This window comes from Microbacterium sp. KNMS (genome assembly GCF_053851835.1).
Map to the genome: position 1 here is coordinate 53,559 of NZ_JBSQBP010000015.1, position 24,031 is coordinate 77,589.

At 73.4% G+C, this 24,031-nt stretch carries 21 protein-coding genes; 14 read left to right on the forward strand and 7 right to left on the reverse strand.

All coding sequences use genetic code 11. The features are described 5' to 3' along the window. Positions 1 to 53 precede the first annotated feature (53 nt). The 9 genes from ACWXWW_RS10745 (at position 54) to ACWXWW_RS10785 (ending at position 11,334) form a co-directional block, all read left to right on the forward strand. Positions 54 to 1,493, forward strand: coding sequence for an NAD(P)H-quinone dehydrogenase (locus ACWXWW_RS10745; protein WP_271173848.1), 1,440 nt, complete (start codon positions 54 to 56; stop codon positions 1,491 to 1,493). 316 nt (positions 1,494 to 1,809) lie between these two features. Beyond that, entirely contained in the window at positions 1,810 to 2,928 is a 1,119-nt protein-coding gene (gene pdhA, locus ACWXWW_RS10750) for a pyruvate dehydrogenase (acetyl-transferring) E1 component subunit alpha (protein WP_282979670.1), read from the forward strand. Then, entirely contained in the window at positions 2,925 to 3,944 is a 1,020-nt protein-coding gene (locus ACWXWW_RS10755) for an alpha-ketoacid dehydrogenase subunit beta (protein ID WP_455969884.1), read from the forward strand. The genes pdhA and ACWXWW_RS10755 overlap by 4 nt, the downstream gene beginning before the upstream one ends. Then, the gene (locus ACWXWW_RS10760; protein ID WP_455969885.1) at positions 3,941 to 5,248 is read left to right on the forward strand and encodes a dihydrolipoamide acetyltransferase family protein; all 1,308 of its coding nucleotides are present in this window, start codon (positions 3,941 to 3,943) and stop codon (positions 5,246 to 5,248) included. The genes ACWXWW_RS10755 and ACWXWW_RS10760 overlap by 4 nt, the downstream gene beginning before the upstream one ends. Before the next feature lie 8 nt (positions 5,249 to 5,256). Further along, positions 5,257 to 6,864: a carboxyl transferase domain-containing protein gene (locus tag ACWXWW_RS10765; protein ID WP_455969886.1), complete on the forward strand. Its 1,608-nt coding sequence runs from the start codon at positions 5,257 to 5,259 to the stop codon at positions 6,862 to 6,864. 5 nt (positions 6,865 to 6,869) lie between these two features. Next, positions 6,870 to 8,813 (forward strand): acetyl/propionyl/methylcrotonyl-CoA carboxylase subunit alpha, encoded by a 1,944-nt coding sequence (locus ACWXWW_RS10770; protein WP_455969887.1) that lies wholly within the window; start codon positions 6,870 to 6,872, stop codon positions 8,811 to 8,813. Further along, the gene (locus ACWXWW_RS10775; RefSeq protein WP_271173842.1) at positions 8,810 to 9,286 is read left to right on the forward strand and encodes a MaoC family dehydratase; all 477 of its coding nucleotides are present in this window, start codon (positions 8,810 to 8,812) and stop codon (positions 9,284 to 9,286) included. The genes ACWXWW_RS10770 and ACWXWW_RS10775 overlap by 4 nt, the downstream gene beginning before the upstream one ends. After that, positions 9,283 to 10,110 (forward strand): HpcH/HpaI aldolase/citrate lyase family protein, encoded by an 828-nt coding sequence (locus ACWXWW_RS10780; RefSeq protein WP_271173841.1) that lies wholly within the window; start codon positions 9,283 to 9,285, stop codon positions 10,108 to 10,110. Before ACWXWW_RS10775 ends, ACWXWW_RS10780 begins: the two co-directional genes overlap by 4 nt. Before the next feature lie 57 nt (positions 10,111 to 10,167). Next, positions 10,168 to 11,334: an acyl-CoA dehydrogenase family protein gene (locus tag ACWXWW_RS10785; protein WP_455969902.1), complete on the forward strand. Its 1,167-nt coding sequence runs from the start codon at positions 10,168 to 10,170 to the stop codon at positions 11,332 to 11,334. Between the two features lie 76 nt (positions 11,335 to 11,410). On the opposite strand, the gene ACWXWW_RS10790 is transcribed toward ACWXWW_RS10785, so the two are convergent. Together ACWXWW_RS10790 and ACWXWW_RS10795 are read right to left on the reverse strand one after the other, a co-directional pair. Further along, a complete protein-coding gene (locus ACWXWW_RS10790; protein ID WP_282979660.1) occupies positions 11,411 to 13,180 on the reverse strand; it encodes an acetyl/propionyl/methylcrotonyl-CoA carboxylase subunit alpha in 1,770 nt (589 codons plus the stop codon). Between the two features lie 78 nt (positions 13,181 to 13,258). Continuing rightward, complete coding sequence (locus ACWXWW_RS10795) at positions 13,259 to 13,912, reverse strand: Maf family protein (RefSeq protein ID WP_271173839.1); 654 nt, start codon at positions 13,910 to 13,912, stop codon at positions 13,259 to 13,261. Positions 13,913 to 13,960: 48 nt separating this feature from the next. Between ACWXWW_RS10795 and ACWXWW_RS10800 the strand changes: the two genes are divergently transcribed. Genes ACWXWW_RS10800 through ACWXWW_RS10815 form a run of 4 tightly spaced genes read left to right on the forward strand, consistent with a single transcriptional unit; the run spans position 13,961 to position 18,222 of the window. Continuing rightward, positions 13,961 to 15,232 (forward strand): class I SAM-dependent RNA methyltransferase, encoded by a 1,272-nt coding sequence (locus ACWXWW_RS10800; RefSeq protein ID WP_455969888.1) that lies wholly within the window; start codon positions 13,961 to 13,963, stop codon positions 15,230 to 15,232. Positions 15,233 to 15,263: 31 nt separating this feature from the next. After that, entirely contained in the window at positions 15,264 to 15,911 is a 648-nt protein-coding gene (locus ACWXWW_RS10805) for a response regulator transcription factor (protein WP_271173837.1), read from the forward strand. Further along, a complete protein-coding gene (locus tag ACWXWW_RS10810; protein WP_455969889.1) occupies positions 15,911 to 17,209 on the forward strand; it encodes a sensor histidine kinase in 1,299 nt (432 codons plus the stop codon). The genes ACWXWW_RS10805 and ACWXWW_RS10810 overlap by 1 nt, the downstream gene beginning before the upstream one ends. Next, positions 17,206 to 18,222 carry a hypothetical protein gene (locus ACWXWW_RS10815; RefSeq protein ID WP_421074312.1) on the forward strand — a complete coding sequence of 339 codons (1,017 nt, stop codon included), beginning with the start codon at positions 17,206 to 17,208 and terminating at the stop codon, positions 18,220 to 18,222. The genes ACWXWW_RS10810 and ACWXWW_RS10815 overlap by 4 nt, the downstream gene beginning before the upstream one ends. A 213-nt stretch (positions 18,223 to 18,435) precedes the next feature. On the opposite strand, the gene ACWXWW_RS10820 is transcribed toward ACWXWW_RS10815, so the two are convergent. The 5 genes from ACWXWW_RS10820 to ACWXWW_RS10840 all read right to left on the reverse strand — a co-directional run bounded on the left by ACWXWW_RS10820 (position 18,436) and on the right by ACWXWW_RS10840 (position 22,911). Continuing rightward, complete coding sequence (locus ACWXWW_RS10820; protein WP_324014244.1) at positions 18,436 to 18,651, reverse strand: acyl-CoA carboxylase subunit epsilon; 216 nt, start codon at positions 18,649 to 18,651, stop codon at positions 18,436 to 18,438. Between the two features lie 13 nt (positions 18,652 to 18,664). Next, complete coding sequence (locus tag ACWXWW_RS10825) at positions 18,665 to 20,236, reverse strand: acyl-CoA carboxylase subunit beta (protein WP_282979738.1); 1,572 nt, start codon at positions 20,234 to 20,236, stop codon at positions 18,665 to 18,667. A gap of 121 nt (positions 20,237 to 20,357) precedes the next feature. After that, positions 20,358 to 21,479, reverse strand: coding sequence for a 5-(carboxyamino)imidazole ribonucleotide synthase (locus ACWXWW_RS10830; RefSeq protein WP_282979657.1), 1,122 nt, complete (start codon positions 21,477 to 21,479; stop codon positions 20,358 to 20,360). A 36-nt stretch (positions 21,480 to 21,515) separates the two neighbouring features. Further along, a complete protein-coding gene (locus tag ACWXWW_RS10835) occupies positions 21,516 to 22,076 on the reverse strand; it encodes a PH domain-containing protein (protein WP_271173832.1) in 561 nt (186 codons plus the stop codon). 52 nt (positions 22,077 to 22,128) lie between these two features. Next, positions 22,129 to 22,911 (reverse strand): biotin--[acetyl-CoA-carboxylase] ligase, encoded by a 783-nt coding sequence (locus tag ACWXWW_RS10840; protein ID WP_455969890.1) that lies wholly within the window; start codon positions 22,909 to 22,911, stop codon positions 22,129 to 22,131. Between the two features lie 279 nt (positions 22,912 to 23,190). Between ACWXWW_RS10840 and ACWXWW_RS10845 the strand changes: the two genes are divergently transcribed. After that, a complete protein-coding gene (locus ACWXWW_RS10845) occupies positions 23,191 to 24,021 on the forward strand; it encodes an endonuclease domain-containing protein (protein ID WP_455969891.1) in 831 nt (276 codons plus the stop codon). The last annotated feature ends 10 nt before the right edge of the window (positions 24,022 to 24,031 follow it).

The following is a 24,031-nucleotide window of genomic DNA, read 5'->3' on the forward strand; positions in this document are numbered from 1 at the left end:
CCGGTCTCCGGCCGGGGTCGTGCCGATCTCGCAGGAAGGGGGAGAATGGAGGCATGGTCTTTGATTTCGAGCGGACGCAGCGCATCGCGATTCTGGGAGGCGGCCCCGGCGGCTACGAGGCGGCCCTGGCGGGCGCTCAGCTCGGCGCCGACGTGACCCTCGTCGAGCACACGGGCGTCGGCGGGTCGGCGGTGCTGACCGACGTCGTCCCGTCGAAGACGCTCATCGCGACGGCCGACGCGGCCCAGTCGATCGCCGACGCGGGGGAGCTCGGCGTGCAGTTCTACGCGCGCGGCGAGGACGGCAAGCCGCTCAAGCCCGAGGTCGCCATCAACCTCCTCGCGATCAACAAGCGCCTCCTCGCGCTCGCGGGGCAGCAGTCGGAGGACATGCGCGCGCAGCTCATCGAGGCCGGCGTCAAGATCATCTCCGGCCACGGGCGCCTCGAGGGCGATGAGGCGATCGTCGTCTCGACGGGCCCGAAGGGCACCGACTTCGACCGCGTCGAGGCCGACACGATCATCGTGTCGGTGGGCGCGTCGCCGCGCGAGCTGCCCTCGGCCAAGCCCGACGGCAAGCGCATCCTCACGTGGAAGCAGCTGTACGACCTCGAGGCCGTGCCCGAGCACCTCATCGTCGTCGGCTCCGGCGTCACGGGCGCCGAGTTCGCGTCGGCGTACATGAACCTCGGCGCGAAGGTCACGCTCGTCTCGAGCCGCGACCAGGTGCTCCCCGGCGAGGACCAGGACGCCGCGAAGGTCCTCGAGAAGGTCTTCACGCGCGGCGGCATGACGCTGCTCGCGAAGTCGCGCGCCGACAAGGTCGAGAACACGGGAGACGGCGTCACCGTCACCCTCTCCGACGGCCGCGTCGTCGAGGGCTCGCACTGCCTCATGGCGGTCGGCTCGATCCCGAACACCGCCGGCATCGGCCTCGAGGACGCGGGCGTCCAGCGCACGGAGTCGGGGCACATCCGCATCAACAAGGTGGGGCGCACGTCGGTGCCCAACGTGTACGCGGTGGGCGACTGCACGACGATGATGCCGCTCGCGTCGGTCGCGTCGATGCTCGGCCGCACCGCCGTCTTCCACGCGATGGGCGATGTGGCCATCCCCTTCGACACGCACAAGATCGCCTCCAACATCTTCACGAGCCCCGAGATCGCGACCGTCGGCTGGACGCAGCCGGCCGTCGACGAGGGCGAGGTCAGCGCCGAGGTGCACAAGCTGCCGCTCGCCTCGAATGCGCGCGCGAAGATGATGGGCGTCAAGGACGGCTTCGTGAAGCTCTACGCGCGCGAGGGATCCGGCACGATCGTCGGGGGCGTCATCGTCGCGCCCCGCGCGTCGGAGCTCATCTACCCGATCTCGATCGCGGTCGAGCGCCGTCTCACGGTGGACCAGATCGCGCGGGTGTTCGCGGCGTACCCGTCGCTCGCCGGCTCGATCACCGACGCCGCGCGCGCCCTGCACCACGTCGACCGCCGGAGCTAGCAACCTCAGGCGCCGGCGCGGCGCGCGGAAGAGCCGGCCCCGGGATCGTCCCGGGCCGGCTCTTCGCATGCCGCTCTCGTGCACGCCGCTCTCGTGCATGCCGCTCTCGTGCATGTCTCACTCGTCGTGGGTTTCGGGGTCCCATAACGACGATAAGTGAGACATGCAGAGCCGGAGGGGCGGCGAGGAGTGAGCAATCTGCGGACTTCTGACGGATGTCATTGCTCGGTCTGCTGCGTCGGCGTAGCGTGAGCGGTGTCCGGACCAGGACGGCAATGACGCCCACAAGGCGCAGCGCGAACGAGGAGGTTCCGCGATGTCGATCGCCATTCCCGCACCCCGCAGCGAGCTGGTCGAGGGGCTCGACACCCCGCTCGGCGTCCTCGCCCCTGACGGCTCCCGACGCGCGTGCCGCACGCTCGACGAGCACCTGGCCGACCTCGACGAGACCGCGCTCACCGACCTCTTCGTCGACATGTCCCTCGTGCGCCGCGTCGACGAGGAGGCCTTCGCCCTGACCCGCCAGGGCGAGCTCGTGCTGTGGCCGCCGCTGCGCGGACAGGAGGCGGCGCAGGTCGGGGCCGCGCACGCCCTCCGCGAGACCGACTTCGTCTTCGGCTCGTACCGCGAGCACGCCCTCGCCGTGCTGCGGGGCGTCGACCTCGGCGACCTGCTGCGCGTGTGGCAGGGCCACGCGCTCTCGGGCTGGGATCCCCTCGCGCATCGGATGGCCACGCCCCAGATCATCATCGGCGCGCAGACCCTGCACGCGACGGGATACGCGATGGCGGTGCGCCGCGACGGCGGCGACGACATCGCGGTCGCGTGCTTCGGCGACGGCGCGACGAGCGAGGGCGACGTGAGCGAGGCGATGGTGTTCGCGAGCTCCTTCCAGGCGCCCGTGGTGTTCCTCTGCCAGAACAACCAGTACGCGATCTCCGAGCCGGTCCGCGTGCAGTCGCACGCCGCGCTCGCGCTGCGCGCGACGGGCTTCGGGATCCCGGCCATCCGCGTCGACGGCAACGATGTGCTCGCGGTCCTCGCCGCGATGCGCGCGGCGGCCGACCGCGCGCGTCGGGGAGAGGGGCCGACGTTCGTCGAGGCGGTCACGTACCGGATGGGCCCGCACACGACGACGGACGACCCCGGCCGCTATCGCGACGCCGACGAGGTCGACGCCTGGCGCGCGAAGGACCCGATCGACCGGCTCGAGCGCCACCTCGCCTCCGTCGGGGCGCCGATCGAGCACATCCGAGAGGAGGCGCGGATCCGCTGCGACGCGATCGCCAAGGAGATGCGCGCGGCCGTCGTGCAGGCCGAGGCACCCGCCCCGGAGAGCCTCTTCGACCACGTGACCGTCACGCCCACGCGTCGGATCCGGCGCCAGCGAGCCGAGCACCTCGCGTTCGCGGCGAGCATCCAGGAGGAGCGATGACGGTCGAGACCCTCAGCCTGGGCGCGGCCGTCGGGCGCGCCCTCGCGGACGCGCTCGAGGGCGATCCCGACGTCGTCCTCATGGGCGAGGACATCGGGCGGCTCGGCGGCGTCTTCCGCGTGACGGACGGACTGCAGGCGCGCTTCGGCGCGGAGCGCGTGATCGACGCGCCGCTCGCCGAGTCCGCGATCGTCGGAACCGCGGTCGGCATGGCCTACCGCGGCGCGCGACCGGTCGTCGAGATCCAGTTCGACGGCTTCGTCTTCCCCGCGCTCGACCAGATCGTCACGCAGCTGTCGCGCCTGCACTACCGCACGCACGGTCGGCTGCGGATGCCCGTCACGATCCGCGTGCCGTTCGGCGGCGGGATCGGCTCGGTCGAGCACCACGCCGAGTCGCCCGAGGCGTACTTCGCGCACACGCCGGGCCTGCGCGTCGTCACGGCGTGGAGCCCGCAGGAGGCCTATTCGACGCTGCGTGCCGCGATCGCGAGCGACGACCCCGTCGTGTTCCTCGAGCCCAAGGCGCGGTACTGGTCCAAGGGGGAGGTCGACACGGCGCTCGTGCGCGACCTCGACGCCGCCGAGGTGCTCGTCCGCGGACGCGACGTCACGCTCGCGGCGTACGGGGCGGTCGTGCAGACGGCGCTCGACGCCGCCCTCGCCGCCCGCCACGAGGGGATCGAGATCGAGGTCATCGACCTGCGCTCCATCTCGCCGCTCGACGTCGACACGGTCGTGGCGAGCGTCGAGCGGACCGGGCGCCTCGTCGTCGCCCACGAGGCGCCCGCCGAGGTGTCGGTGTCGAGCGAGCTCATCGCGAGCGTCGTCGAGCGGGCGTTCGGGGCGCTCGAGGCGACCCCCGAGCGCGTGACCGGATACGACACGCCCTACCCGCCATCCGCTCTCGAGTCCCATTACCTGCCGAGCCTCGACCGCATCCTCGACGCGGTCGACCGCTCGCTCGGGCGCCGCTCGTCGCGGACGGGGCTCGTCCTCGAGGGGAGCGCGCGATGACCGCCGTCTTCCGCCTGCCCGACCTCGGGGAGGGCCTCACCGAGAGCGAGATCGTCGCGTGGAAGGTCTCCGAGGGCGACTCCGTCGCGCTCAACCAGGTCATCGCCGAGGTCGAGACGGCGAAGGCCGTCATCGACCTGCCGAGCCCCTACGCGGGCGTGATCCGCCGCCTGCACGCGAGCGAGGGCGAGACCGTCGAGGTCGGCGCCCCGCTCGTCGAGTACGACCTCGAGGACGCCGCAGAGGCGGCCGACCCCGAGCCCGCAGAGCCCGCGGAGCCCGCGGACGCCCCGCCCGCGCCATCCGCGGACGCCCCGCCCGCGCCATCCGCAGAGCCCGTGGAGCCTGAGCCATCCGAGCCGTCCGAGGAGCGGGTCGCCATGCTCGTCGGGTCGGTGCGGATGGACGGCGCGCGGCGCCCCACGCGCAGACCGCGCACGTTCGCGCAGACGCCGTTCGTGCGCGCGGAGGGGTCGCCCGCGCGCGCGTTCCCGCCGGTCCGCCAGCTCGCGAAGCAGCGGGGGATCGACCTCGCCGCGGTCACGCCGACCGGCGAGGGCGGCGTCGTCACACGCGCCGACCTCGATCGCGCGGCCGCCCACCCCGCGCCGCCGACCTCGCACCGCGAGCGCCTGAGCGGGCTGCGCCGGGAGACGGCCAAGGCGATGACGGCGTCGGCGCTCTCGGTCCCGCACGCCGCGTGCTTCCTGCAGGTCGACGTCACGGAGACCCTGCGCCTCGCCCGCGACCTCGCCGCAGAGGGCGGGGCGAGCCCGACGCTCCTCTCGCTCGCCTCGCGCGCCATCGTGCTCGCGGCTCGACGCACGCCCGGCGTCAACGCGCGCTTCGACGCCGACGCGGGGGAGATCGAGTTCCATGATCGCGTGAACCTGGGCATCGCGGTGGCGACCGACCGCGGTCTCGTCGTCGCGAGCGTCGACGACGCCGAGCGTCTCGACGCCATCGCGCTCGCCGGCGCCATCGCCGAGCGCGCGGCCGCCGCGCGCGACGGCTCGATCGGGCTCGCCGCGCTCACGTCGTCGACGCTCACCGTGTCGAACGTCGGCGTCTTCGGCGTCGACGGCGGCATCCCGATCCTCACGCCCGGGCAGTCGGCGATCGTCGCCCTCGGCGCGGTGCGGCGCACGCCCTGGGAGCACGACGGCGACATCGCGCTGCGCGACGTCATGACGATCACGGTGTCGTTCGACCACCGGGTGATCGATGGCAGGGAGGCGAGCGCCTTCCTCGTCGACGTCGGGGAGATGCTCGAGCGACCGGGGCTCGCGCTCGCACGGGGGTGAGGATGGCCATGGAGCGGCTAACGACGACGGTGGACGCGGGCGGCGCGGCGGGCGCGGCGCGCGACGCGCGGATGCGCGAGCTGGTCGCCGACCTGCGCGCTCGGCTGGAGTCCGCGGCGCTCGGCGGCAGTGCCCGTGCGCGCGAGCGGCACGTCGCGCGCGGCAAGCTGCTGCCGCGGGAGCGCGTCGACCGGCTGCTCGATCCGGGCAGCCCGTTCCTCGAGCTGTCGCCGCTCGCGGCGAACGGCCTGTATGACGACGAGGCGCCCGCGGCCGGTCTCATCACCGGCATCGGCGTGGTGTCGGGCCGCCGCTGCGTCGTCATCGCCAACGACGCGACGGTCAAGGGCGGCACGTACTTCCCGCTCACGGTCAAGAAGCACCTCCGTGCGCAGGAGGTCGCGCGAGAGAACCGGCTGCCGTGCATCAGCCTCGTCGACTCGGGCGGCGCATTCCTCCCGATGCAGGACGAGGTCTTCCCCGACCGCGAGCACTTCGGCCGCATCTTCTACAACCAGGCCACGATGAGCGCTGCGGGCATCCCGCAGATCGCGTGCGTCATGGGCTCCTCGACCGCGGGAGGCGCCTACGTGCCCGCCATGAGCGACGAGACCGTCATCGTGGCCGAGCAGGGGACGATCTTCCTCGGCGGCCCGCCGCTCGTCAAGGCGGCCACCGGCGAGGTCGTCTCGGCCGAGGACCTCGGCGGCGGCGAGCTGCACACGACGGTGTCGGGCGTGGCGGATCACCTCGCCGACTCCGACGAGCACGCGCTGCGCATCGTGCGCGACATCGTCGCGACGCTCCCGCCCGACCCGGCGCCGCCGTGGGAGATCGCCCCGCCCCGCGAGCCGGTCGTCGAACCCGAGACGCTCTATGCCGCCATCCCCGAGGATCTCCAGACGCCGTACGACGTGCGTGAGATCATCGCCCGCCTCGTCGACGCGAGCGCGTTCCACGAGTTCAAGGCGGGCTACGGCACGACGCTCGTGACCGGGTTCGCGCGCATCCTCGGCCACCCCGTCGGCATCGTCGCGAACCAGGGCGTTCTCTTCTCGGAGAGCGCGCTCAAGGGCGCGCACTTCGTCGAGCTGTGCGACCAGCGCGGCATCCCGCTCGTCTTCCTCCAGAACATCACGGGCTTCATGGTCGGCGCGGAGTACGAGCGCGGCGGGATCGCGAAGAACGGCGCGAAGATGGTCACCGCGGTGTCGTGCGCGCGCGTCCCGAAGCTCACCGTCGTCGTCGGAGGGTCGTTCGGAGCCGGCACCTACTCCATGTGCGGTCGCGCGTTCGACGCGCGGTTCCTCTGGCTGTGGCCCAATGCGCGGGTCTCGGTGATGGGAGGGCCCCAGGCCGCGAGCGTGCTCGCCACGGTCAAGCGCGAGCAGATCGAGGCCGACGGCGGCGCCTGGTCCGACGCCGAGCAGGCCGCGTTCGAGGAGCCCATCCGCGAGCGGTACGAGCGCCAGGGGTCGCCGTACTACTCGACCGCGCGCCTGTGGGACGACGGCGTCATCGATCCCGCCGACACGCGTCGCGTGCTCGGCCTCGCCCTGGGCGTCGTCGGCCGCGCGCCCCTGCCCGACGTCCGCTACGGCGTCTTCCGGATGTGAGCGCGATGTTCGACAGGGTCCTCATCGCCAACCGCGGAGAGATCGCGCTGCGGGTCATCCGCACGCTCGATCGGCTCGGCATCGCCTCGGTCGCGGTGCACTCCGACGCCGATGCCGACGCGCCCCACGTGCGCGCGGCGACCGAGGCCATCCGCATCGGCCCCGCCGATCCGCGGCGGTCGTACCTCGACATCGAGGCGGTCATCGCCGCCGCGCTCGCAGCAGGTGCGCAGGCCGTGCACCCCGGGTACGGCTTCCTGTCGGAGAACGCCGCGTTCGCGCGGGCCTGCGCGGAGGCCGGCATCGTGTTCATCGGCCCGTCGCCCGGGGCGATCGAGACGATGGGCGACAAGATCCGCGCGCGCGCCGCGGTCGAGACGCGCGGCGTGGCCACCGTGCCCGGCATCGCCGAGCCGGGGCTCGACGACGCCGCGCTCATCGCGGGGGCGGCGCGCGTCGGCTTCCCCGTGCTCGTGAAGCCGTCGGCGGGCGGGGGCGGCAAGGGGATGCACCGGGTCGACCGCCCCGAGGACCTGCCCGCGGCGCTCGCGCAGGCGCGGCGCGAGGCGGCCGGCGCGTTCGGCGACGACACCCTCTTCGTGGAGCGCTTCGTGGCCGACCCTCGGCACATCGAGGTGCAGGTGCTGGCCGACGCGCACGGCGCGATCATCCACTTGGGGGAGCGCGAGTGCTCCCTGCAGCGTCGTCACCAGAAGATCATCGAGGAGGCGCCGAGCCCGCTCCTCGACGCGGCGCAGCGCGAGGCGATCGGGCGCGCGGCGTGCGAGACGGCCCGGGCCGTCGGGTACACGGGGGCGGGGACGGTCGAGTTCATCGTGTCGGGTGCGCGCCCCGATGAGCCGTTCTTCATGGAGATGAACACGCGGCTGCAGGTCGAGCATCCCGTCACCGAGCTCGTGACCGGCGTCGACCTCGTCGAGCAGCAGCTGCGCGTCGCGGCGGGCGAGCGCCTCGCGATCGCGCAGGAGGACATGCGGATGGCCGGGCACGCGATCGAGGCGCGCGTCTACGCCGAGGATCCGTCGGCCGGGTTCCTGCCGACGGGCGGGCGGCTCATCGACGTCGCATGGCCGAGCAGCGCGCGCGTCGACGCGGGTGTCGAGGCCGGGACGGCCGTCGGCGCGCACTACGACCCCCTGCTCGCGAAGATCGCGGTCCACGCCGCGACGCGCGCGGACGCCGTCGCGGGTCTGCGCGATGCGCTCGCGCAGACGCACCTGCCGGGGATCGTCACGAACCTCGGCTTCCTCCGTCGACTGCTCGAGGTGCCAGCGGTCGCGGACGGCGCCCTCGACACGGGCCTCGTCGACCGCGAGGTCGACCGCCTCGCGGCGGAGACGACGCCCGACGCGGCCTTCGCAGCGTGCGCGCTGCACGAGCTGCCGCCGACGACGGGGGCGTGGGCCGCCGACGGCTGGCGCATCGGCGGGGCGCGGGGCGCACGGCTGCGCTACGCGGACGGCGACGCCGTCGCGACCGTGTCGATCGACATCCGTGCGACGCCGTGGCGGATCTCGGTCGAACGGGATGGCGTGACGCGCCCGGTCGCGGAGGCGGACGCCCGCGCCCTGCGGGTGCTCGAGGACCCGCGGGACCCCGCGGGCGCGCTGTGGGCGGTCGGGCCCGACGGCGACGCGCGCGTCGTCCGGTACGCCCCGCCGCGCCGGATGCGCAGGGGAGCCGCGCCCGCCCTCGCCTCGCCCATGCCAGGGACCGTCGTGGCCGTCCACGTCGCCGACGGCGCGGAGGTCGGCGAGGGCGCGGCCGTCGCGAGCGTCGAGGCGATGAAGATGGAGCACGTCCTGCGCGCGTCGGTCGCCGGGATGGTGCGCCTCGATGTCGCGGTCGGCGAGACCGTGTCGCGCGGCCAGCAGGTCGCGCGGATCCTGCTCCCTGCGGGGGCGTCAGACGAGGAGGGGACGCCGTGAGCGCCGAGCGCCGCATCACCCAGCGCGGGCTGTGGTTCGACGAGTTCGAGACGGGAGTCGTCTACGAGCACCGGCCGGGCCGCACGATCACCGAGGCCGACGACGTGCTGTTCACCACCATGACGATGAACACGCAGGCCCTGCACCTCGACGCGCACTGGGCGGCGCAGACGGAGTTCGGCGAGCGACTCGTCAACTCGATGCTCACCCTCGCGACGATCGTCGGGATGTCGACGGGCCAGCTCACGAACGGGACGATCGTCGCGAACCTCGGGTTCACGAGCGTCGAGTTCCCCGCCCCCATGCGGCACGGGGACACCCTCTACGGCGAGACGCGCGTGCAGGAGACGCGGCCCTCTCGCTCCCGACCCGGACAGGGGATCGTGACCCTCGAGCACATCGGCCGCAACCAGGACGGCGTCGTCGTGGCCCGCGCGGTCCGCACGGTGCTCATGCAGGGGAGGCCGCGATGAGCGTCGCGCTCGGTCCCGCTCTGCTCTTCTGCCCCGCCGACCGCGCCGACCGGTTCGCGAAGGCGGCCGAGCGAGCCGACGCGGTGGTCCTCGACCTCGAGGATGCCGTCGCGCCCGACGCGAAGGACGCCGCTCGTCGCGCGGTGGTGGAGTCCGCGCTCGACCCCGCCCGCACTCTCGTGCGGGTCAACGACGCCCGGAGCGGACAGCTCGCCGCCGACCTCGACGCCGTGCGCCGGTCGCCGTATCGCGCCGTGATGCTCGCGAAGACGGAGGCCGCCGCAGACGTCGACGCGCTCGGCGACCTCGAGGTCGTCGCGCTGTGCGAGACGGCGGCGGGCGTCGTGCGCGCCGCGGAGATCGCGGCGCACCCGCGCGTCACGGCGCTCATGTGGGGCGCGGAGGACCTCGTCGCGTCGATCGGCGGAACCTCCAGCCGCACGCAGGACGGCGCCTACCGCGCCGTCGCGATGCACGCGCGCTCGGCCATCCTGCTCGCCGCGGGTGCCTTCGGGAAGGCGGCCGTCGACGCGGTGCACCTGGACATCGGCGACCTGGACGGCTGCCGCGCCGAGGCCGAGGACGCGGCCGCGAGCGGGTTCGCCGCGAAGGCCGCCATCCATCCGTCGCACGTCGCGGCCATCCGGGCGGCGTTCGCGCCCTCGGATGCCGAGGCCGCCTGGGCGCGCCGCCTGATCGCGGAGTCCTCCGCGCACGGCGGCGTCTTCCGGTTCGAGGGCCGCATGGTCGACGAGCCGGTTCTCCGACACGCGCGCGCCATCCTCGCGCGCACCGCACGCGGGGCCACGAGCCCCGCCCCCTGAAGGGAGACGACGATGTCGCTCATCACGCCCACCCGCACCCCCGTCGACGGCACCGAGATGCTCGAGCCGGATCTGCAGGAGCTCGCGCGCACCGTGCGCGCGTTCGCCGACGACGTGGTCGCGCCCGCCGCGTACACCTACGACACCGAGCGCCGCCTCCCGCTCGAGATCATCGCCGAGATGGGGCGGATGGGGCTGTTCGGCCTGCCGCTGCCCGAGGAGTACGGCGGGCAGGGCAGGTCGTACCTGCACCTGTGCGTCGCGGTCGAGCAGCTCGCGCGCGTGGACCAGTCCATCGCGGTCACGCTCGAGGCGGGTCTCGGGCTCGGCGCGATGCCGATCTACCGCTTCGGCACCGAGGAGCAGCGCCGCGCGCACCTGCCCGCCCTCGCACGCGGCGAGGCGCTCGCCGCCTTCGGCCTCACCGAGGCCGAGGCGGGCTCCGACGCGGGGGCGACGAAGACGACCGCCACGCTCTCGGACGGCTGGTGGACGATCAACGGATCCAAGCAGTTCATCACCAACTCGGGTACGCCCATCACGAGCGTCGTGACGGTGACCGCCGTGACCGGCGAGCGCGTCGGGCGCGACGGACGGCGAGGGCCCGAGCTGTCGACGATCATCGTGCCGGTCCCGACGCCCGGGTTCACCGCGCTGCCCGCATACGACAAGGTCGGGTGGCACACGTCCGACACGCATCCGCTCGTGTTCGACGGTGTCCGCGTGCCCGAGGAGAACCTCCTGGGGGAGCGCGGCCGCGGCTTCTCGAACTTCCTCAGCGTGCTCGACGAGGGCAGGGTCGCGTTCGCGGCGCTCTGCGTGGGCGCGGCGCAGGGGTGCCTCGAGCAGGCCGTGCTGCACGCCAAGCGCCGCGTCGTCTTCGGGCGCCCGATCGGCGACAACCAGCACATCGCGTTCACGATCGCGCGGATGCAGGCCCGTGTCGCGGCGGCCCGCGCGGTCATGCACGACGCGGCTCGCCGCATCGACGCGGGGGCGCCGTTCACGACCCAGGCCTCGCTCGCGAAGCTCATCGGATCGGAGGCGGCGGTCGCCAATGCGTCGGACGCGACCCAGATCTGGGGCGGGTACGGGTTCATGAACGAGAACCCGGTCGCGCGGCACTACCGCGACGCGCGCATCCTCACGCTCGGGGAGGGCTCGACCGAGGTCCAGCTGGGGATCATCGCCCGCAGCCTCGGCTTCGACCGCGCCTTCGGCTGACCAGCCCACGCATGTCCCAGGTGTTCCGGGTTCCGGGGGCGGATGGCCGGAACACGTGGGACATGCCCGGGGGAGATCAGCCGATCAGGAGGAGCTGGTGGCCCGCACCGACGGTGGCGCCGGGCGTCGCGTCGATCGAGCCGATCGTGCCGTCCTTGTGGGCGTGCAGCGGCTGCTCCATCTTCATCGCCTCGAGCACGACGACGAGGTCGCCCTTGACGACCTGCTGGCCCTCCTCGACGGCCACCTTGACGACCGTCGCCTGCATGGGCGACTTGAGGGCATCGCCCGAGGCGCCCGCGGTCGCGGTGCCGCCGCCGTGCTTGCGGCGGGACGAGGGGACGGCCGCGGGGCGGCCGGTCGCGCCGGGAGCCGTCACGACGCGGTCGGGCAGGCTGACCTCGAGCCGCTTGCCGTTCACCTCGACGACGACCGTGTGCCGGCTCTCGGCCGCGCGCGGCGCCTCGAGCTCGCCGTCCCACGCGGGGATGTCGTTCTCGAACTCGGTCTCGATCCAGCGCGTGTACACGCCGAAGACGCCGTCCTCCGCCGTGAAGGCGGGGTCGCGCACGACCTTGCGGTGGAACGGGAGCACCGTGGGCAGGCCCGCGACCTCGAACTCGTCGAGGGCGCGGCGCGAGCGCTCGAGCGCCTCCTCGCGCGTCCGGCCGGTGACGATGATCTTCGCCAGGAGCGAGTCGAACGCGCCCGAGACCTCGTCGCCCGCGGTGACGCCCGAGTCGAGGCGGATGCCCGGGCCGCCGAAGGTCTTGAACACGTGGATCGGGCCGGGCTGGGGCAGGAAGCCGCGACCGGGGTCCTCACCGTTGATGCGGAACTCGATCGAGTGGCCCTGCGGAGCCGGGTCGTCGTAGTCGATGGTGCCGCCGGCCGCGATGCGGAACTGCTCGCGGACGAGGTCGATGCCGGTGACCTCCTCGGAGACCGGATGCTCGACCTGCAGGCGGGTGTTCACCTCGAGGAACGAGATGGTGCCGTCGGCGCCCACGAGGAACTCGCACGTGCCGGCGCCCGTGTAGCCGACCTCGCGCAGGATGGCCTTGGATGCGGCGTAGAGGATGGCGTTCTGCTCGTCCGTGAGGAAGGGAGCGGGGGCCTCCTCGACGAGCTTCTGGTGACGGCGTTGCAGCGAGCAGTCGCGCGTCGACACGACGACGACGTTGCCCTCGGCGTCGGCGAGGCACTGCGTCTCGACGTGGCGGGGCTTGTCGAGGTACTTCTCGACGAAGCACTCGCCGCGGCCGAAGGCCGCGATCGCCTCGCGCGTGGCCGACTCGAACATCTCCGGCACCTCGTCGAGGGTGCGCGCGACCTTGAGTCCGCGGCCGCCGCCGCCGTAGGCCGCCTTGATCGCGATCGGGAGGCCGGCCTTCTCAGCGAACGCGACGACCTCCTCGGCCGTGTCGACGGGGCCGGGCGTGCCGGGCGCGAGCGGCGCGCCGACCTTCTCGGCCACGTGGCGCGCGGTGACCTTGTCGCCGAGCGCCTCGATCGCCTCGGGCGACGGCCCGATCCAGATGAGGCCGGCGGCCTGCACGGCGCGCGCGAACGCGGCGTTCTCCGCGAGGAAGCCGTAGCCCGGGTGCACGGCGTCCGCACCGGAGCGACGGGCGACCGAGAGGATCTTCTCGATCTGCAGGTAGGTCTCGGCGCTCGTGGCGCCCTCGAGGGCGTAGGCCTCATCGGCGAGGCGCGCGTGCAGCGCATCGCGGTCCTGGTCGGCGTAGACGGCGACCGAGGCGATCCCCGAGTCGCGGGCTGCGCGGATGATGCGGACGGCGATCTCGCCGCGGTTCGCGATGAGCACCTTGGCGATATCAGGCATGCGTTCCAGACTAGTCACGGTCGGACGCCGCCTTTTGAGTGACCCTCACAAAGTGCGCGCCGAAAGGTGTGCCGTTCCCTACGACGGCAGGCGGTTCCAGAGCGACGTCCACTCGACGCCGAGCTCTCGGACGAGACGGCGGACGGTCGAGAGCGACATGCCGACGACGGTCGACGGGTCGCCCTCCACACGCTCGATGAACGCACCGCCCAGGCTGTCGACCGTGAACGCGCCGGCCACGAGGAGAGGCTCGCCGGTCGCGACGTACGCGGCGATCTCGTCGTCGCTCACGTCCGCGGCGAACGACACCGAGGCCCGCGCGGTCGCGTGCGCCTCGACCGGCTCGGTCTCCGCGCGGACGCGGATGACCGCGTGGCCCGAGTGCAGGACGCCGGTGCGGCCGCGCATGCCCTGCCAGCGCGCCGTCGCCGCCTCGGGCGTATAGGGCTTGCCGTAGATCTCCCCGTCGAGCTCGAACATGGAGTCCCCGCCGATCACGACGCCGTCGAAGCCGGGGTGGACCTGCAGGACGCGCGCGGCGACATCCGCCGCCTTGCGGCGTGCGAGGACGAGGACGTGCTCGTCGGGCGGCAGCACCCGGCCCTCGCGCTCCTCGAGCTCGGCGATCGCCGCCTCCTCGTCGACGGCGGGGGCGATCGCGAGCGGCTCGATGCCGGCCTGGTTCAGGAGCATGAGGCGCGCGGGAGACGTCGAGGCGAGGCAGACCTGCATGGCTCCACGCTAGGCGATCCGCCAGGGGCGAGGTGCGACGATGGGAGCATGCAGACGGGAGACGTCGTCGACCTCGAGGTCACGGACATCGCGCACGGAGGCGTCTTCGTGGCGCGGCACGAGGGCAGGGTCGTCTTCGTGCCCGACGCCGTCCCCGGGGAGCGCGTCCGCGCGCGGGTCGCGGAGGTCAAGAAGAGCTTCGCGCGAGCCGAGGCGCTCGAGGTGCTCGACGCGTCGGAGCATCGCCAGCCGCACATCTGGGCCGAGGCCGACATCGCCCGCGACCCCGCCGACCGGGTCGGCGGCGCCGACCTCGGTCACATCGCGCTCGCGCACCAGCGCGAGCTCAAGGCGCATGTCCTCCGCGACGCGTTCGCGCGCTTCGCGGACGAGAAGGTCGACGTGGTCGTCGCGCCCGCCGCGGACGGCGACGAGACCGAGTCGGCGGATGGCACGGGCTGGCGCACGCGCGTCGGGCTCCATGTCGACGCGGATGGCCGGATCGGCCCGTTCGCCTCGCGCAGCCATCGCGTCATCGAGGTGGCGCACCACCCGCTCGCCGTCGCGGAGATCGAGAGCGCCGCCCTCGCGCTCCAGCGCGAGAAGCCCGGCCGGGTCGACCTCGTCCGGCCGACCGACGGGCGTGTCCGGGTCATCCGCCGCCCGGATCGCCGGCGCACGCGGGGCGCGCAGCCGGCCCCCGCCCCCGAGGTCGTGGTCGAGCGCGTCGGCGACCGCGGCTTCCGGGTCGATGCGGGCGGATTCTGGCAGGTGCACCGCCTCGCGGCGCGGACGCTGCACGCGGCGGTCGCCCGTGCCCTCGACGACATCGCGCCGCACGGCCTCGACGCCGACGCATGGCACCTCGACCTCTACGGCGGGGTGGGGCTCTTCGCCGATGCGCTCGCGTCCGCCGCGGACGGCGACGCCCGTCTCACGTCCGTCGAGTCCGCGCCCCGCGCGACCGCGCACGCGCGCGAGAACCTCGAGCGCCATCCGCGTGCCGAGGCCGTGACCGCACGCGTCGAGCGCTGGCTCGACGCGCTCGCCGCGGACGCGGAGCCCGCGGACCGCGACGCGCTGCGTCGGGGCGTGACCCTGCTCGACCCTCCGCGTGCAGGGGCGGGCCGCGAGGTCGTCGACGCGGTCGCCGCGCTCGAGCCGTCCGCCGTCGTCTACGTCGCCTGCGACCCTGTCGCGCTCGCGCGCGACGTGGGGCTGTTCCGCGCCCACGGCTACGTGCCAGAGCGCCTGGAGGCGTTCGATCTCTTCCCGAACTCGCACCACGTGGAGGCGCTCGCGGTCCTGCGCCGCGCGTGAGCCCGCGTCGCCTGGCGATAGGCTTCTCGCCATGACACGCGTGGCCCTGATCGACGATCACGAGTCGGTTCGTCTCGGGCTCGAGGCGGCGCTGCAGCGCGACGGCCAGGAGGTCGTCTACAGCGGCGTCTCGGTCTCGGCGTATCTCGCGTGGCGGGCCGAGACGAAGGCGCCGCCCGTCGACGTCGTGCTGCTGGACCTCACCCTCGGCGACGGCGCGACCGTCACCGAGAACGTCCTGCGGCTCGCGGGCGAGTCCTCCGTGATCATCCACTCCGTCGCCGATCGTCCTGCGGCGGTCCGCGAGGCGCTCGCGGCCGGCGCGGCCGGCGTCGTGAGCAAGTCGTCGCCCCTCGAGGACGTCCTGAGCGCCGTCCACACGACCGCGGGCGGCGAGCCCCTCAACAACGTCGAGTGGGCCAGCGCCGTCGAGGGCGACCGCGAGTTCGCCGACGCGCAGCTCGCCACGCGCGAGCGCGAGGTGCTCCGGCTGTACGCGGCGGGGCTCCCGCTCAAGGCCGTCGCCGACCGCCTCGGCATCGCGTACTCGACGGCCAAGGAGAACATCACGCGCATCCGCGTGAAGTACACCGAGGTCGGGCGCCCCGCCCCGACGAAGGTGGATCTGCTGCGGCGGGCGATCGAGGACGGCATCGTCGAAGCGCCCGCGGAGGGGTGATGTCCGCGGGCGGCACGCGCGGGATTCCCTCGGGACAGGAGGCGATCGCCGAGGCCTGGACGCACGTGCTGCCGCGCCGCACGGCGACCGCCGTCGAGATCGAGCGCGGCTTCACCTCCGCACGCATCGAGCGGGTCCTGCAGATCGCCGTGGCCCTCGCGTCGGCCCTCCTCGGCGTCCAGTCGTTCCTGACCGCCATGGGGTCCGACCTCGACCCGCTCCCGCGCACGCTGCTCACGGCCACCGTGTTCGCGTCGCTCGCGGCGATGATCGCCGCGTGTCTCGCGGGCCGGTGGGCGCGCCCCGCGGCCACGGTGTTCGCCTTCCTCTTCCCGCTCTCGCTGCTGCTGTTCTGGGCGCTCCCCGAGCCGCGGTACGAGCCAGCGGGAGGCCCCTGGGTCTTCTTCCTCCTCAATGTCGCGCCGGCGGCGGCCGCCCTCGTCTTCCCCGTGTCCTGGCAGCTCGTGTGGGTCGTCGTCGTCCCGCTGCTGTTCGCGATCGTCCGGCTCTCGCGCGGCGAGTTCTCGGCCGAGCACTGGCTGACGTCGGTCTACGACGTCTCCCTCTCGCTCATCGTCGGGGGAACCGCGGTCGCGCTCATCTGGATGTTCCGCAGTCTCGCCGCGGGTGTCGACGCCGCGCGCGCCGCCGCGATCGACCAGTATTCCCGCGCCGCCTCGGCCGAGGCCGCTGAGCAGGAGCGCGTCGAGGTCGCGGCCCTCATGCACGACAGCGTGCTCGCCGCCCTCATCGCCGCGGGCCGCGCGCAGTCGGATCGCGAGCGCCAGCTCGCCGTGTCGATGGCGCGCGAGGCGCTCACGCGCCTCGCGAACGCCGAGTCCGACGAGCCAGAGGGCAGCGACGCTCCCGTGACCTCCGCCTGGATCGCCTCGGAGCTCCAGGCGCAGGCGCGAGGGCTCGGCGTCGTGCTCGCCGTGGCGGGCGACGAGCTGCCCATGCCGGGCATCCCCGGCCGCGTCGCACGCGCGCTCGTCCTCGCGGCCACGCAGGCCGTCGCGAACTCCATCCAGCACGCGGATGGCCGCGGCCTCGCCGTGCGCCTCACCGCGCGTCACGGGCGCATCCGGATCGTCGTGTCGGATGCGGGCCGCGGCATCGATCTCGCGTCGATCCCCGCCGACCGCCTCGGCATCCGGGCGTCGATCTTCGCGCGCGTGGCGGCGGTCGGCGGCGGAGCGGCCATCGAATCCGACGAGCGCGGCACGGTCGTGACGATCACCTGGCCGGCGGGCGACGACGACAGCCTCTGCCGGCGCGAGGCGGAGGAGGCGCCGTGAAGGTCCGCAAGGTCCTCACGATCCTCGCCGCCGCGTTCTCGGGGTACCTCGCCGCGCGCGGCGTCTTCCCGACGCAGCCGGTCGACCGGCCGGGCTTCCTGATCGCAGGCGTCGTGCTCTACCTCGGCGCGACCATCCTCGTGCTGGCCGTGCGCTCGGTCGACTCCGCGCGCCGCGACGTCGCGCGCCTGCCCGTGTGGGCGACCGCGTGCGCTCTCGCCGTGTCGGCCGCGATGCCATGGGTCGTGACGGCCTGCGCGGACGAGAGCGCGCGGATGGCGCCGCACGTCACCTGGTACGTCGGGGGAGCGGGCGCTCTCATGACGATCGTCATGGTGCGCCGCCGCCCGATCTCGGCGTGGACGGGGATCGCGCTCCTCGGCGTGAGCAGCTCCATCCTCATGGGCATCGGGAACGCGCTCGCCTTCGGCCTCGTCGGGTCGTTCCTCTGGGTCGGGGTCGGCCAGCTCATGCAGATCTCGACCGATCGGGCCTACTCCGACACCGTGAAGCTCGCGAGCCTGCAGCAGGCGTCGGCGGCATGGCAGTCCGCGCAGCTCGTGCGCCGCCGCGAGCGGCGCGAGCGCGTGCAGTACGCCCTGCAGGTCGCCGCGCCCGTGCTCACCCAGGTGATCGCGTCGGGAGGCGCCCTCACCGACGAGCAGCGCGCTGCCGCCTGGCTCGCGGAGGGCGCGCTGCGCGACGAGCTGCGCGGGGCCCGGCTCCTCGACGACGACGTCCGGCGCGTCATCGCGACGCTCCGCGAGGGCGGCGCCGCCGTCACGGTCCTCGACGAGGGCGGACTCGACGACCTCGGCGACGACGCGCTGTCGGCCATCCGCGCCGAGCTCGCGCAGACGCTCGCGTCCGCGGATGCCGGCCGCATCATCATCCGCACCGCGCCGCATCCCGACATCGCCGTGACGGTCGTGGGGCGCGCGGCCGCCGGTGGCCACTCCGACGAGGACGCGGTCGCCCTGTGGCACGAGATCCGTCGGCCCGCGGCCTCCTGAGGCGGGGAAAAGGAAAGGGCCGGGGGTGATCCTTCACCCCCGGCCGTGCGGACGGTTACCCGAAAACCGTCCGCGGTGTGCCGACTCGCCATCTGCTTACCCTGGAGCGGATGGGGCGGCCAACGCACAAGCGTTTCCATATCCAGTATGGAAAACCCGCAAGCTCGTGTCTGTAGGTATTTCGGGGGACAAGAACCGGCCCCCTGAGCGGTCTCAGCTGCCGAAGCGGCCCCAGCCGCCGCGTGCGAGCGGACGGCGGAGACGGCGCGACCTCGTCCACGCGTCGAACGACGGCGTGTCGTCGACGACGGCCGATGCCGCCTCCTGCGTGTAGGCCTCGGACACGACCGCGACGATGGCCGCGAGCTCCTCGTCGGTCGGGTTCCCGCGCACGACGTCGACGCGGGGGATGTCGTTCTGCTCGGACATGCGCCGTCTCCCGCTAGAGCGGGATGTTCCCGTGCTTCTTGGGCGGCAGCTCCGCGCGCTTGCCGCGGAGCGAGCGCAGCGCCTTCGCGATCGCCACGCGCGTCGCGGCCGGCTCGATGATGCCGTCGAGCTCGCCGCGCTCGGCCGCGAGGAACGGGCTCGCGACGTTGTAGGTGTACTCGTTCGCGAGGCGCGTGCGGACGGCGGCGACATCCTCGCCCGCCTCCTCGGCCTTCTTGAGCTCGCCGCGGTAGAGGATGTTCACCGCGCCCTGGCCGCCCATGACCGCGATCTCGGCGGTCGGCCAGGCGAGGTTGATGTCGGCGCCGAGCTGCTTCGAGCCCATGACGATGTAGGCGCCGCCGTAGGCCTTGCGCAGGATGACCGTGACGAGCGGGACGGTGGCCTCGGCGTAGGCGTAGAGCAGCTTCGCGCCGCGGCGGATGACGCCGGTCCACTCCTGATCCGTGCCCGGCAGGTAGCCGGGCACGTCGACGAGCGTGACGATCGGGATGGAGAACGCATCGCAGAAGCGCACGAAGCGCGACGCCTTCTCGCCCGCGTCGATGTTGAGCGTGCCCGCCATCTGCGAGGGCTGGTTCGCGATGATGCCGACCGTGCGACCCTCGACGCGGCCGAAGCCGATGACGATGTTCGGCGCGAACAGCGGCTGCACCTCGAGGAACTCGCCGTCGTCGACCGTGCGCGAGATGACCTCGTGGATGTCGTACGGCTGGTTCGGCGAGTCGGGGATGAGGGTGTTCAGCTGCCGGTCGGCGTCGGTCGTCTCGAACTCGAACGCCGACTCGTACGCCGGCGCATCCGCCATGTTGTTGTCGGGCAGGAAGCCGAGGAGGGTGCGCGCGTAGTCGAGCGCGTCGTCCTCGTCCTCGGCGAGGTAGTGGGCCACGCCCGAGCGCGTGTTGTGCGTGTAGGCGCCGCCGAGGTCCTCCATGCCGACGTCCTCGCCGGTCACGGTCTTGATGACGTCGGGGCCCGTGACGAACATCTGGCTCGTCTTGTCGACCATGATGACGAAGTCCGTGAGCGCGGGGGAGTACACCGCGCCGCCCGCTGCGGGGCCCATGATGATCGAGATCTGCGGGATGACGCCCGACGCGGCAGTGTTCAGGCGGAAGATCTCCCCGTACTTGCCGAGGGCGACGACACCCTCCTGGATGCGCGCGCCACCCGAGTCGAGGATGCCCACGATGGGCATCCCGCCACGCAGCGCGAACTCCATGATCTTGATGATCTTCTCGCCCGCGACCTCGCCGAGGGAGCCGCCGAAGGTCGAGAAGTCCTGCGCGTAGACGGCGACCGTGCGACCGTGGATCGTGCCGACGCCGGTCACGACCGAGTCGCCGTACGGCCGCGACCGCTCCATCCCGAACGCGGTCGTGCGGTGGCGCACGTACTCGTCGAACTCGACGAACGAGCCGTGGTCGACGAGCAGCTCGATGCGCTCGCGCGCCGTCAGCTTGTTCTTGGCGTGCTGCTTCTCCTGCGCCTTCGCCTCGGCCTGGACGACGGCCTCGTCGTAGCGGGCGCGCAGGTCGGCGATCTTGCCCTGGGTCGTGGACATGTCGGGTTCGGTCACGCGTTCCACCCTAGTCGCGGCCGCCGCGCGCGACTTGGAGGGCACACACAACGCCCGTCGTGAAGCTGTGTGGCGCGGCGACACCGCCCTCGGAGACCCGCGCGGATCAGTCGAAGAAGGCGGCAGCCGCGCGCGCCTCGTACGCGGCGTCGTCGAGCTCATCGGCGGCGACGTTGACGTGCCCGACCTTGCGACCGGGGCGCGGCTCCTTGCCGTAGGTGTGGATCTTGGCGAGCGGATGCGCCGCCATGGCCGCGGCGAAGCGGTCGGTGAGCTGCTCGCCCTGCGGGCCGCCGAGGATGTTCACCATGACGACCGCGCCCGCGGCGACGTCGGGAGCGCCGAGCGGGAGGTCGAGGACGGCGCGCAGGTGCTGCTCGAACTGACTCGTCACGGCGCCGTCCTGCGTCCAGTGCCCGCTGTTGTGCGGGCGCATCGCGAGCTCGTTGACGAGGATGCGGTCGTCGACGGTCTCGAAGAGCTCGACCGCGAGCATGCCCGTGACGCGCAGCCCCTCGGCGATCGTCTTGCCGAGGCGCGCCGCGACCTCCATGAGCTTCTCGCTCGCGTCGGGGGCGGGCGCGAGCACCTCGGCGCACACGCCGCCGCGCTGCACGGTCTCGACGACGGGGTAGGCGACCATCCCGCCGCTCGGGCGACGCGCCACCTGCTGCGCGAGCTCGCGGCGGAAGTCGACGAGCTCCTCCACGAGCAGCGCCTCGCCGTCGAAGTCGGCGAACCAGTCGGCGACGTCCTCCGGGCGCGAGACGACCTTCACGCCCTTGCCGTCGTAGCCGCCCCGCGGCGTCTTCACGACCGCGCGCCCGCCGTGGTCGTCGAGGAAGGCCTGCAGCTCGGACGGCTCGGCGACGGCCGCCCAGTCGGGCTGCGGCGCCCCGAGCTCGGCCAGGCGGCGGCGCATCACGAGCTTGTCCTGCGCGAAGCGCAGCGCGTCGGGGCCCGGGTGCACCGCGACGCCCGCGTCGACGAGCGCGTGCAGGACGTCCTGCGGCACGTGCTCGTGGTCGAACGTGATGACGTCCACGTCCTTCGCGAACGCGAGCACGGTCTGGGCATCCCGGTAGTCGCCCACGGCGGCCTGGGCGAGTGCGGCCGACATGCCCTCCTGTTCGGCGAGCACGCTCAGCTCGATGCCCATCTCGACCGCGGGAGCGATCATCATCCTCGCGAGCTGGCCGCCGCCGATCACACCCACACGCATCGTCATGCGTCCATTTTGACGCATCGGCGGACCCGCGAACGATCAGCCGCGGGGCGCCGGCAGCTGGTGCCCGAACGAGAAGCCCTGCGATTCGCGGTGCGCCTGGATCTGGCTCATCTCGACCTGGTCGGCGAGCACCTCGTGCACGAGGCCGGCGTCGGGCACGTCCCGCAGCACGAGCGGCGCCGTGACGCCGTCGGACAGCACGAGCGTGCCCGCTCCCCACATCCGCTGCAGCACCCCGCGGCGGAGTCGGATGGAGTAGCCGCGCGTGTGCGAGAGCTCGCTGTGGTCGCGGGCGAGGAGGCCGCGCTTCGCGATCACGCGCCGGGTCGTGATCGTGTACGTGCGGGTGAGCCATGCGAGCAGCGGCAGGACGGCGCCGAGCAGGACGACGGCACCCGCCGCGGCCAGCAGCATCCAGTCCTCGAAGGGAGCCGGCAGGTTGCCGAGCAGGTAGCCCGTCGCGCCCGCCGTGGCGATGACGAGCAGCGCCGACCAGGTGAGCCGCCGGGCGTGGCCGTGCAGGCGCGCCACGAGCAGCTCAGGCGCGGGGGCGACCGGCGGCGTGGCGGGCCGACCCGCGAGTCCAGGCGTGCTCATGCCCCCATTGTCCGCGACGCGGGCAGGACTCCGCCGCGCCGCGCCGGGCCGCTCAGCGGACGTGCACGACGTCGCCGGCCGAGACCGCCACGCGGTCGCCGTCCGCGACGACGACGAGGCGCCCGTCGGGAGCGAGCTCGGTCGCGCGCCCCCGCAGCGTCGTCCCATCGGGGAGGGACACGGCGACGTCGCGGCCGAGCGTCGTGCACACGGCGGTCGCCGCGGCGTGCGCTCCGGACGCGACGGCGTCGCCGCCCGCCCGGGCGAGGCCGCGGAGCAGGTCGTCGAGCGCCGTGAGGTAGTCCGCGACGAGGGCGTCCTCGTCGCACTCCAGGCCCAGCGCGGGGAACGACGTCGCCGTCGGCACGGGGAGGTCGATCGGCTGCAGGCGCGTGTTGACCCCCGTGCCGACGATCACGGCGTCGGGGTCGGCGGTGCCCTCGGCCAGCACGCCGCAGATCTTCCGGAGCTCGTCGCCCTCGTGTGCGACGAGCACATCGTTCGGCCATTTCAGGCAGACCCGGATGCCCGGGGTCTGGGCCGCGACCGCACGCTGCATCGCGACTCCCGCGACGAGGGGGATCCAGCCGCGCCCGGCGAGGGGGAGATCGGGCACCCGCACGACGACCGACAGGGCGAGGGCGGCGCCCGGAGGAGCGACCCAGCGTCGGTCGAGACGCCCGCGCCCCGCCTGCTGGTCGTGCGTGAGGAGCACCCCGAGGTGCGGCCACTCCTCGCCCTGCGCGATCGCGCGCGCGAGATCGGCGTTCGTCGACCCCGTCTGCGCGACCTCCGCCATCCGCCCTGCCACCGTGCGCGTCCGCTCCCAGCTCACCCGTCGACCCTAGCCGGATGGCCCTGGTCGGCGTCGCAGCGGGGGGTCCGCCCCGGCGACAGCAGGAGGATCCACCGAGGGCAGGACGGCACGGCCGAATCCGTCCTGCTCTCGGCGGATTCTCCTGCGGCGGGCCGTGGGGATGGCGACGCGGGGCAGGCCCGACGGGGGCCGCCCGGCGCCGACACCCTGTGCACAGCCGCGTGCGCCGCCGCGGGTCCGTCCACACCGCGGAGGAGTGGCGCTCGCCGGACGCTCCGCGGGGGCCAGGCTCTCCGCATGTCCCTGCGCGCACTCCTCTCCGCCCACGGCGGGTACCGCCACCGCCGCGATTTCCTCGAGTCGGGGTGGTCGCCCGATCGCCTGCGCCGTGCGGCCCGCGCCGAGGGCGTCGCGCTGCTGCGCCGCTCCTGGCTCGTCCTTCCCGAGGCGCCGGCAGAGGTCCACGCCGCGGCGCGCCTCGGCGGGCGCATCACCTGCCGAAGCGCGCTCGAGCAGCACGGGCTCTGGTGCCCGCCTGGTCCGGCCGATGGGATCCACATCGCGCTCGCACCGAATGCGCGCGCCGTCGAACCCGGCGTGCGCGCGCACTGGGCGTCGCCCGTCGTCGCCGTCGCACCCCGGAGCCTGCTCGATCCGACCGAGAACGTTCTTGCGTGCATCGCGGTGTGCGCGGACGGCGAAGCGGCGTTCGCCGTGTGGGAGTCGGCCCTCGCGCGGACCCGGATCTCCGCCGACGCCATGGCGCGGACGAAATGGGGCAGCGTCGCGGCCCGTGCGCTCGCCGCGGAGGCGGGAGTCCGATCCGACTCGGGCGTGGAGTCGCGGTTCGCGTACCGCTGCCGCCGCGCGGGCATCCCCTTCCGGCAGCAGGTGTGGCTCGCCGGTCGCCCCGTGGACGCCCTCATCGGCCGTCGGCTCGTCGTGCAGCTCGACGGCTTCGCCTTCCACAGCGACGCGCGTCAGCGGCGCGCCGACATCGCGCACGACCGGGCGCTCCGCCTCCTGGGCTTCACCGTCTTCCGCTTCGACTACTTCGAGGTGATGCACGACTGGGACCATGTCGAGTCTTCGCTGCGCTCGGCGATGGCGCAGGGGCTGCACCTCTGACCGCTGCGAG

Excerpts from the sequence above, each read along its gene's own strand:
- ACWXWW_RS10800 (WP_455969888.1), top strand. The coding sequence starts at position 13,961 with ATGCAGACGGGAGACGTCGTCGACCTCGAGGTCACGGACATCGCGCAC.
- ACWXWW_RS10745 (WP_271173848.1), top strand. The coding sequence starts at position 54 with ATGGTCTTTGATTTCGAGCGGACGCAGCGCATCGCGATTCTGGGAGGC.
- ACWXWW_RS10825 (WP_282979738.1), bottom strand. The coding sequence starts at position 20,236 with ATGTCCACGACCCAGGGCAAGATCGCCGACCTGCGCGCCCGCTACGAC.
- ACWXWW_RS10770 (WP_455969887.1), top strand. The coding sequence starts at position 6,870 with ATGTTCGACAGGGTCCTCATCGCCAACCGCGGAGAGATCGCGCTGCGG.
- ACWXWW_RS10805 (WP_271173837.1), top strand. The coding sequence starts at position 15,264 with ATGACACGCGTGGCCCTGATCGACGATCACGAGTCGGTTCGTCTCGGG.
- ACWXWW_RS10785 (WP_455969902.1), top strand. The coding sequence starts at position 10,168 with ATGCTCGAGCCGGATCTGCAGGAGCTCGCGCGCACCGTGCGCGCGTTC.
- ACWXWW_RS10820 (WP_324014244.1), bottom strand. The coding sequence starts at position 18,651 with ATGTCCGAGCAGAACGACATCCCCCGCGTCGACGTCGTGCGCGGGAAC.
- ACWXWW_RS10830 (WP_282979657.1), bottom strand. The coding sequence starts at position 21,479 with ATGACGATGCGTGTGGGTGTGATCGGCGGCGGCCAGCTCGCGAGGATG.
- ACWXWW_RS10755 (WP_455969884.1), top strand. The coding sequence starts at position 2,925 with ATGACGGTCGAGACCCTCAGCCTGGGCGCGGCCGTCGGGCGCGCCCTC.
- ACWXWW_RS10760 (WP_455969885.1), top strand. The coding sequence starts at position 3,941 with ATGACCGCCGTCTTCCGCCTGCCCGACCTCGGGGAGGGCCTCACCGAG.
- ACWXWW_RS10810 (WP_455969889.1), top strand. The coding sequence starts at position 15,911 with ATGTCCGCGGGCGGCACGCGCGGGATTCCCTCGGGACAGGAGGCGATC.
- ACWXWW_RS10835 (WP_271173832.1), bottom strand. The coding sequence starts at position 22,076 with ATGAGCACGCCTGGACTCGCGGGTCGGCCCGCCACGCCGCCGGTCGCC.
- ACWXWW_RS10845 (WP_455969891.1), top strand. The coding sequence starts at position 23,191 with ATGTCCCTGCGCGCACTCCTCTCCGCCCACGGCGGGTACCGCCACCGC.
- ACWXWW_RS10795 (WP_271173839.1), bottom strand. The coding sequence starts at position 13,912 with ATGCAGGTCTGCCTCGCCTCGACGTCTCCCGCGCGCCTCATGCTCCTG.
- ACWXWW_RS10790 (WP_282979660.1), bottom strand. The coding sequence starts at position 13,180 with ATGCCTGATATCGCCAAGGTGCTCATCGCGAACCGCGGCGAGATCGCC.
- ACWXWW_RS10780 (WP_271173841.1), top strand. The coding sequence starts at position 9,283 with ATGAGCGTCGCGCTCGGTCCCGCTCTGCTCTTCTGCCCCGCCGACCGC.
- pdhA (WP_282979670.1), top strand. The coding sequence starts at position 1,810 with ATGTCGATCGCCATTCCCGCACCCCGCAGCGAGCTGGTCGAGGGGCTC.
- ACWXWW_RS10765 (WP_455969886.1), top strand. The coding sequence starts at position 5,257 with ATGGAGCGGCTAACGACGACGGTGGACGCGGGCGGCGCGGCGGGCGCG.